Here is a 7,391-nt window from a genome sequence, read left to right as displayed (position 1 = left end):
GCAGGAATCGACCGCCTTCCTGCGCCCACAAGATGGCTGGATTACAGGGACCTTGGCAACCTCCAAGGCCCGAAATCACCCACACGAATCCGCGATGAGCCCGAAGGCGTTGAAGGACGTGTTGCCGTACAGCGACACGCCGCCGCCATTGCCCAGTGAAACGTTGTTGGCGATCACCAGGCCGGCCGGCGTGCGCATCGGCAGGCCCGGGTCGGCATCCAGCCAGCCGACCTCGATGCTCGACGCGGTGTTCACGCCGCCGGTGGCATGGATGCCGCCGCCCATGTTTTCCCACCAGTTGGCGCTGCCGTTGGCGGCGTTGTCGGCGATCAGGACGTTGTCGTTCTCGATGCGCAGGGTGGCGCGTTCGCCGACATAGATGCCGCCACCGAGCATGGCCTCGTTGTGGGTGATTTCGGTGGCGGTGGCGCCGCCGTGGATGGCCATGACGGAATTGCCGGTGACGGCGATCGCGCCGCCGAGTCGCGCGCGGTTGTCGAAGGCGCGGATGCCACGAAGGACGGCCGTTCCGCCCTGCAGCCAGACGGCGCCGCCGACCGCGAAGTCGCCGTTGACGATGCCGTGGCGTCCGCCGTTGCTGATCGCCAGCTGCCGCAGTTCGACGTTGCGGTTGTTGCCGATGTGGAACACCGGGTCGTGGTTGTTGCCCGAGACCTGCGCCCGCGCGCCGAGGCTGGGGATGGCGCTGCCGCAGGTCCAGTAGCCGCCGGCGATCAGCACGTCCGTGGCGGTGATCGTGAAATGGGCGTTGGTGGTTGGCGCATCGGCACTGACGCGGATCTCGTCGTGGCCCGGTCCGTTCGCCACCGCGGCATCCAGCGCCGATGCCAGGGTCGGGTGCGTGCACTGGGGTCCGGTGCCGACGAGGAACAGCGCCGCCGAGGCGGCGCCGTGCTGGAACAGGCCTGCCAGCGCCAGCAGGGGCAGATAACGGAACGGTTTCATGGCGAGCTCCCTGGATTCCACGGTTGAGACGGAGAATCTGGCGCCAGCCTTTAACCGGCTTCGAAAAAAATCCGTCGGGATCACCGACGGGCCGGTACGGCGACCCCGTCACGCCTCATCGGGCGCCTGCGGCTGGATGAGCGGGGCAATGGGGGCGGGGTGTTGCCGGCCCAGGTCACCAGGGCCGCTTGCCGGTGGCAGGTCGCCAGGGCCGGGCCGCGCGAGGTTGCCGGTTGTGCCCGGTTCGTAGAGCAGGCACATCGGCACCGCCAGCATCACCTGTGAGAGCACGTCGGGCGGCGGGACGATGGCGCCGACGACGAAGGCGCCGACGATCACATAGGGTCGGCTGCGTTTGAGCGCGCCGACATCGAGCCAGCCGGTGGCGACGACGATCACCGTCGCCACCGGTCCAGTGGGTACTGCAAGGATTTTTCCTGCCGCGGATCGGATGACAGGTAGCCGGCCTTCGTTACGCGCCGGGGACCGGCGGGTGTCAGTGCCGGCAAGGGGCGGCGACCGCTTGCCGTTATAGTTCGCGGCGATGAGCGCGGCGACCATTTCATTCGCGGCACTGGCCTGGCTGGGCCTGCTGTTCCTCGCCGCACTGGTCGGCGAAGCGCGTACGCGCCATGCGCGGCTGCCGGGTGCCTGGGTGTATGCGCTGGCGCTCGGCGTGCACTGCACGTCGTGGACCTTCTTCGGCACGGTGACGCAGGCGAAGCGTTCGGGCTGGTGGCTGCCGCCAACCTTCGTCGGCATGATCGCGCTGTTCGCCTTCGGCTGGCCCATGCTGCGCCGGCTGGTCCGCCTGGCGCATGAACGCAACTGCACCACGCTGGCGGATTTCGTCGCCGGCAGGCTGGGTCGAAGCTCGTCGCTGGCGGCGGTGATCACCGGCGTGATGCTGCTTGGCACCGTGCCCTACCTGGCGCTGCAACTGAAGGCGGTCAGCACCAGTTTCGACCTGCTGGTGCAGCGCGGAGACGATATTCCGCTGGCGGGCGACAGCGCGTTATGGGTGGCGGGCGCGATGGCGCTGTTCGCCATGCTGTTCGGCACCCGTCGCGCCGCCGCCAGCGACCGTCATCCCGGGCTGCTCCTGGCGATCGCCTGCGAGTCGGTGTTCAAGCTGGTGGCGTTGCTGGCCATCGGCATCTTCGTGGTCTTCGTGCTGCACGAGGGTCCGTTCGAGCTGGCGTCGACCGCGCGCACGCAGTTGCCGGCGCCCAGCGGTGGCAGCGACGGTTTCCTGACCCTGATCCTGCTCGGCGCACTGGCACCTTTCACGCTGCCGCACCAGTTCCATGTCGGCGTCGTCGAATGCGCCGATCCCGACGACGTGCGTCGCGCGCGCTGGCGCTTCATCACATACCTGGTGCTGATCGCGCTGCCGATCCTGCCGCTGGCGTGGGCCGGCAGCCTGGCGCTGGGTGATTCGATCAGTTCCGACCTGTATGTCATTGGCCTGCCGATGGCGGCGGGACAACCGGGCATTGCGCTGCTGGCATTCCTGGGTGGACTCAGCGCCGCCACCGCCATGGTGGTGATGGCGACGCTGGCGCTGAGCCTGATGCTGGGCAACCACTGGCTGGCGCCGCTGCTCGGTCGCAGCTGGGCGCGCGGCGAAGGTTCCGGCGACCTGCTGGGTCATGTGCTGTGGACGCGACGCATCGGCATCGCCGTGATCCTGCTGCTGGCCTGGGCGTATTCGCGCGTGCTCTTCGGCAGCGATGCGCTGGCCGACATCGGTGCGCAGTCGTTTTCGGCGCTGGGCCAGCTGGCGCCGGCCGTGGTCGTCGCGCTGTATCTTCCAAACTGGTCGTCTCGCGCGATCCTCGTGGGCACCATCGCCGGCGTGCTGGTCTGGGCCTACGTGCTGATGCTGCCGCAGGTGATGCTGTCGCAGGGCATGCAGCCGGACTGGCTGGTCGCCGGCTGGCTGGGCTTCTCCTGGCTGTCGCCGGGCAATCTCCTCGGCCTGGGTGCACTGGAACCGCTGACGCGGGCGACGCTGGTCGGCCTGGCCGTCAACGTGACGCTGCTGCTGGCGCTGGCGCGGGGGGGGCGCGACGAGGTCGCCCTGCAGGGCGGTGTCGCCCTCCATGACCTGCGCCGGTTGGCATCGCGCTTTCTCGATGCGCAGACGGTGGCCGGTCTGTTCGCCGGCACCGGCGGCGGCGTGGCGGATGCAACGCGACTGCATCGCGTCGAACACGCGCTCAGTGGCGTCGTCGGTGCCGCATCGGCGCGCCTGCTGCTCAACGCATTGCGTCGCCATGATGTCGGCGAACTGGAAACGGTGGCCGAGCTGGTCGGCGAAACGTCGCAGGCTCTGCAGGTCAACCAGCAGCTGCTGGAAGCGGCACTCGCCAACATGAGCCAGGGCATCAGCGTCGTCGACCGTGACCTGCGCCTGGTTGCCTGGAACCGCCGGTACGCCGAACTGTTCGACTATCCGGCCGAGCTGCTGCGCGTGGGTACGCCGGTCGCCGAACTCGTCGCCTGGAACGCCGCGCGCGGGCTGGCCGGTGATCCGGCCGATCTCACGCATGTCGAGCGGCGCCTGCGGCACATGCGCGCCGGCACGCCGTATGTGACCGAGCGCGTGTTCCCGGGTGGCGTGGTGGTGGAGATCCGCGGCAACCCGATGCCCGGCGGCGGCTTCGTCGCCACGTTCACCGATGTCACGGCGTTCCGCCGCACCGAGTCGGAACTCAAGCGCGTCGCCGAAACCCTGGAACAGCGCGTGGCCGAACGCACGGCTGAATCCGAACGCGCGCGTGCCGAAGCCGAGCGCGCCAACCGCGCCAAGACGCGTTTCCTCGCGGCCGTCAGCCACGACCTGGCGCAGCCGCTGCACGCGGCCAAGCTGTTCAACCACGCGCTGGGCCAGCGTGTCACCGACGCGGGGACGCGCGAAGCGGTCGGCAACATCGGCGGCGCGCTGGAGTCCGCCGAAGGCCTGCTCGCCGGCCTGCTGGATATTTCACGACTGGATGCCGGCGGACTGAAGCCGCAGCACCAGCCGTTCGCGCTCGCCGACCTGATGGCCGGACTGGGCAGCGAGTTCGGCGTGCTGGCGGCCCAGCGTGGACTGCAGCTCGACGTGGTGCCGACGCGCCTGTGGTCGTGCAGCGATCCGCAGATGCTGCGCCGGATCCTGCAGAACTTCCTCGCCAACGCGGTGCGCTACACCGACAGCGGACGCATCCTGTTCGGCTGCCGGCGTCGCGGCGACGGCATCGACATCGAGGTCTGGGATACCGGTCCTGGCATCGCCATCGATGACCAGCCGCTGGTGTTCGAGGAGTTCCGCCGGCTGCAGTCGCAGGGACAGGGGCTGGGCCTGGGGCTGTCGATCGCCGAACGCACCGCGCGCCTGCTTGGCCATCCGCTGTCGCTGCGCTCATGGCCGGGGCGTGGCACGGTGTTCTCGCTGCGCGTGCCGCGTGCCGCACCCGTTGTTCGCCCGGAACCGCCCGCGGCGGGCGAACCGTTGCAGCGTGACGGCGGCTGCGTGCTGGTCGTGGACAACGACGCCAGCGTGCTGCGTGCGATGGAATCGCTGTTGGCCGGCTGGAACTGCCGCGTGATCCCGGCGCGCACGCGCGAAGAGGCGTTGGCGGCAGCGTCCACGCAGCGACCGGACATCGTGCTGCTCGACTTCCATCTCGATGACGGCGTGACGGGACTGGCGGTGCTGCAGGCGCTGCGTGAAACCACAGGCCCGGTGCCGGCGGTGATCGTCACGGCCGACCACAGCGAGGCGGTGCGTTCGGCCGTCATCGCGGCCGATTGCCACCTGCTGCAGAAGCCCTTGAAGCCGCTGGCGCTGCGGGCGCTGATGGCGCGGTTGCTGTCGCGTCACTGAGCAACGCGGCGGCCCTTCGTCAGGCCGCGTTCGTCGCCGGCATCGGAAACCACAGTTCGGCCAGCAGGCCGCCGGATGCGCCGGCATCCAGGCGCAGGTGGCCGTCGTAGCTGCCGGCAATGTCGTCGACGATGCCCAGGCCGAGCCCGGAGCCTGGCGCGCGTTCGTCGAAGCGGCGGCCGCGCTCGGTGGCGGCTTCGCGCTGCGCCGGCGTCAGGCCGGGGCCGTCATCGCCGATCCGGATGCGCAGGCCGTCGCGGTCCTGCGCGACCTCGACATCGACGCGTGAGCGTGCCCACTTGCCCGCGTTGTCGAGCAGGTTGCCAAGCAGCTCTTCCAGGTCCTCGCGTTCGCCGATGAACACGGCATCATCGCCGGCGGTGCAGTGGAAGGCGATGCCGCGCGCGGCATGGATGCGCCGCATGGCGCCGAGCAGGTCTTCAAGCACCGGCCGGACCGGTGTGCGCCGTCCGGAGCCGGCACCGACCACGGCGGCGCGTCCGAGGTGTCGTTGCACCAGTGCCTGCATGCGCTGCAGTTGCCGGTCCACGGTGCCGCGCCAGTCCTCGCCGGGGCGTTGCACTTCGGCCGCCATCACGCTCAACGGCGTCTTCAGCGCATGCGCGAGGTCGGCGCTGCTGCTGCGTGCGCGTTCGACCAGGCGGCGGTTGTGCGCCAGCACGGCATCGAGTTCATCGACTACCGGCTGGATCTCCACGGGATGCCGGCCGTCGATGCGGTCGGCGCGACCTTCGCGCACGGCGCGTACCTGGCCAGCCAGCCGGCGCAAGGGTCGCAAACCGAAACTCACCTGCAGCCAGACGGCGACCAGCAGGCCGCCGGCAAGGACCGCCAGCGCCAGTACCAGCGTGCGCGTGAACTGCGCGATTTCAGCATCGAGCGCGGCGCGCGAGACCGCGACCTGCACGCAGACCGGCTGCGTGCGTCGGGGCAGGGCGATGCGCTGGCGGATCGCGCGCAGCGGCCGTCCATCCGGACCCTCGGGCGAAAGCCATTCCGGCCCGCCGGCCGGCCCGGCGGGACAGGTGGCCAGGCGGCTGTCCCACAGCGATCGCGAGCGTTCCCGCCGACCTTCCTGGTCTTCGACCTGCCAGTAGCGGCCCGAATAGATGTCGCCGTAGCGGCTGTCGCCGGGCGGCTGGCTGAGCTGCCATTGGCCTGCGCCGGCCGTGGTCAGGCCGGCGACCAGTTCGCGCAGCTGGTCGTTGAGCGCAACGTCGAAGCTGGCCGTCGCAGCGCGCTGGAAGGCGAACGTGAGGACAAGGCCGCCCAGCACCGTCAACGCGATCACCCAGGCGCAGGCGGCCAGGATGAGGCGATGGCTGAGCGAGCCGCTCATGCCTGTTCCGACAGGTAGAAGCCGATGCCGCGCCGGGTGTGCAGCAGATCGACGCCGAGCTTGCGGCGGATGCGGCCGACCAGCACGTCGATGACGTTGGAATCGTGGTCGAGGTCCCGCTCGTACACGTGTTCGATCAGTTCGCTGCGACTGACGTCGCGACCCTGGTTGTGCATCAGGTAGGCGAGGATGCGCTGTTCCTGCGCGGTCAGCGTGAGCGTGTCGCCGTTCAACAGGAAACGGCCGGCGTGGGTGTCGAACTGCAGCGGGCCGCAGTTGAGCACCGCTTCGGCGTGGCCGCTGGCACGGCGGATGAGCGCCTTGACACGCACCACCAGCTCGGGCATCGAGAACGGCTTGACCAGGTAATCGTCGGCGCCGGCGTTGAAGGCCGCGAGCTTGTCGTGCCAGCGCTCGCGCGCGGTAAGGACCAGCACCGGAAACTTCGCTTCGGCGCGGCGCCAGTTGCGCAGCACGCTGACGCCGTCGAGGCCGGGCAGGCCGAGGTCGAGCACGGCCGCGTCATAACTTTCCGTGCCGCCGAGGAAATCGGCTTCGCTGCCGTCGGCACAGGTTTCGACGACGAACTGTTCGGCACGCAGCGCATCGGCGACACGCTGCGCAAGGGCATCGTCGTCCTCCACCACCAGGATGCGCATCAGTCGTCGTACTCCTGTTCGAGGATCTCGCCAGTCGCCGCATCGACGTCCAGTTCCAGCACGCGGCCGCGGTCGTCGAGGATCTCGATTTCATAGACCGGCCGGCCGCGGTCGTCTTCGAGGTCGATTTCCAGCACGCGGCCACCGAAGCGCTCCTCGATGGTTTTCAGGATCACCGACAGCGGCAGGCGCTCGCCGGCGACGACGGCGGCACGCGCCCGCTCGTGGTCGCGGCGCTCCGATGCCGGGGCGGCCGTCGCCATGGCTGACGCCAGGGCCACGATGGCGAGCGCAATCAGTCGTTTGTCCATGCGCGCATGATGTCCGGAAGGATTACTGATCAGTCAGAAATATAGGCGACACTTGTATGCCCGAAGAACGAGCGCACCAGGTCGGGCCGGAGCTTGATGTCGGACAGTTGCGCATGGACCCGATCAGCCAGCTTCTCGCCACTACGCAGCGGGCTTCGCGCGACCCCGGTTCGCTTGGTGTAGCTCCAGACAAGCTCGTCCGGATTCAAGTCCGGCGCGTA

6 protein-coding genes and 1 pseudogene are annotated in these 7,391 nt (G+C 69.3%); 1 reads left to right on the top strand and 6 read right to left on the bottom strand.

Annotated elements, in window-relative coordinates; translation table 11 throughout:
* Window positions 1-75: 75 nt before the first annotated feature.
* Window positions 76-966, bottom strand: a complete 891-nt coding sequence (locus EDC25_RS14270; RefSeq protein WP_123523075.1) for a hypothetical protein — start codon at window positions 964-966, stop codon at window positions 76-78.
* A gap of 108 nt (window positions 967-1,074) precedes the next feature.
* Window positions 1,075-1,527, bottom strand: a complete 453-nt coding sequence (locus EDC25_RS14265; RefSeq protein ID WP_123523074.1) for a twin-arginine translocase subunit TatC — start codon at window positions 1,525-1,527, stop codon at window positions 1,075-1,077.
* Between EDC25_RS14265 and EDC25_RS14260 the strand changes: the two genes are divergently transcribed.
* On the top strand, window positions 1,511-4,840 hold the full coding sequence (locus EDC25_RS14260) for a hybrid sensor histidine kinase/response regulator (RefSeq protein ID WP_123523073.1): 3,330 nt from the start codon (window positions 1,511-1,513) through the stop codon (window positions 4,838-4,840). The two genes, EDC25_RS14265 and EDC25_RS14260, sit on opposite strands and share 17 nt — an antisense overlap.
* A gap of 19 nt (window positions 4,841-4,859) precedes the next feature.
* Here the strand turns inward: EDC25_RS14260 and EDC25_RS14255 are convergent, their stop codons facing one another.
* The 4 genes and pseudogenes from EDC25_RS14255 to EDC25_RS14240 form a co-directional block, all read right to left on the bottom strand.
* Window positions 4,860-6,200 (bottom strand): ATP-binding protein, encoded by a 1,341-nt coding sequence (locus EDC25_RS14255; protein ID WP_123523072.1) that lies wholly within the window; start codon window positions 6,198-6,200, stop codon window positions 4,860-4,862.
* Window positions 6,197-6,859, bottom strand: a complete 663-nt coding sequence (locus EDC25_RS14250; protein WP_123523071.1) for a response regulator transcription factor — start codon at window positions 6,857-6,859, stop codon at window positions 6,197-6,199. The genes EDC25_RS14255 and EDC25_RS14250 overlap by 4 nt, the downstream gene beginning before the upstream one ends.
* The gene (locus EDC25_RS14245) at window positions 6,859-7,170 is read right to left on the bottom strand and encodes a PepSY domain-containing protein (protein WP_123523070.1); all 312 of its coding nucleotides are present in this window, start codon (window positions 7,168-7,170) and stop codon (window positions 6,859-6,861) included. Before EDC25_RS14245 ends, EDC25_RS14250 begins: the two co-directional genes overlap by 1 nt.
* Window positions 7,171-7,199: 29 nt before the next feature.
* Window positions 7,200-7,391: pseudogene (locus tag EDC25_RS14240) on the bottom strand (IS630 family transposase); the annotation flags it as partial.

It is taken from the genome of Pseudofulvimonas gallinarii, from assembly GCF_004343305.1.
Classification (GTDB): Bacteria; Pseudomonadota; Gammaproteobacteria; order Xanthomonadales; family UBA2363; genus Pseudofulvimonas; species Pseudofulvimonas gallinarii.
This window is presented reverse-complemented; position numbering and strand designations above follow the sequence as displayed.

Coding starts and splice junctions, on each gene's coding strand:
- EDC25_RS14270 (WP_123523075.1), bottom strand. CDS start 966: ATGAAACCGTTCCGTTATCTGCCCCTGCTGGCGCTGGCAGGCCTGTTC.
- EDC25_RS14260 (WP_123523073.1), top strand. CDS start 1,511: ATGAGCGCGGCGACCATTTCATTCGCGGCACTGGCCTGGCTGGGCCTG.
- EDC25_RS14265 (WP_123523074.1), bottom strand. CDS start 1,527: ATGGTCGCCGCGCTCATCGCCGCGAACTATAACGGCAAGCGGTCGCCG.
- EDC25_RS14255 (WP_123523072.1), bottom strand. CDS start 6,200: ATGAGCGGCTCGCTCAGCCATCGCCTCATCCTGGCCGCCTGCGCCTGG.
- EDC25_RS14250 (WP_123523071.1), bottom strand. CDS start 6,859: ATGCGCATCCTGGTGGTGGAGGACGACGATGCCCTTGCGCAGCGTGTC.
- EDC25_RS14245 (WP_123523070.1), bottom strand. CDS start 7,170: ATGGACAAACGACTGATTGCGCTCGCCATCGTGGCCCTGGCGTCAGCC.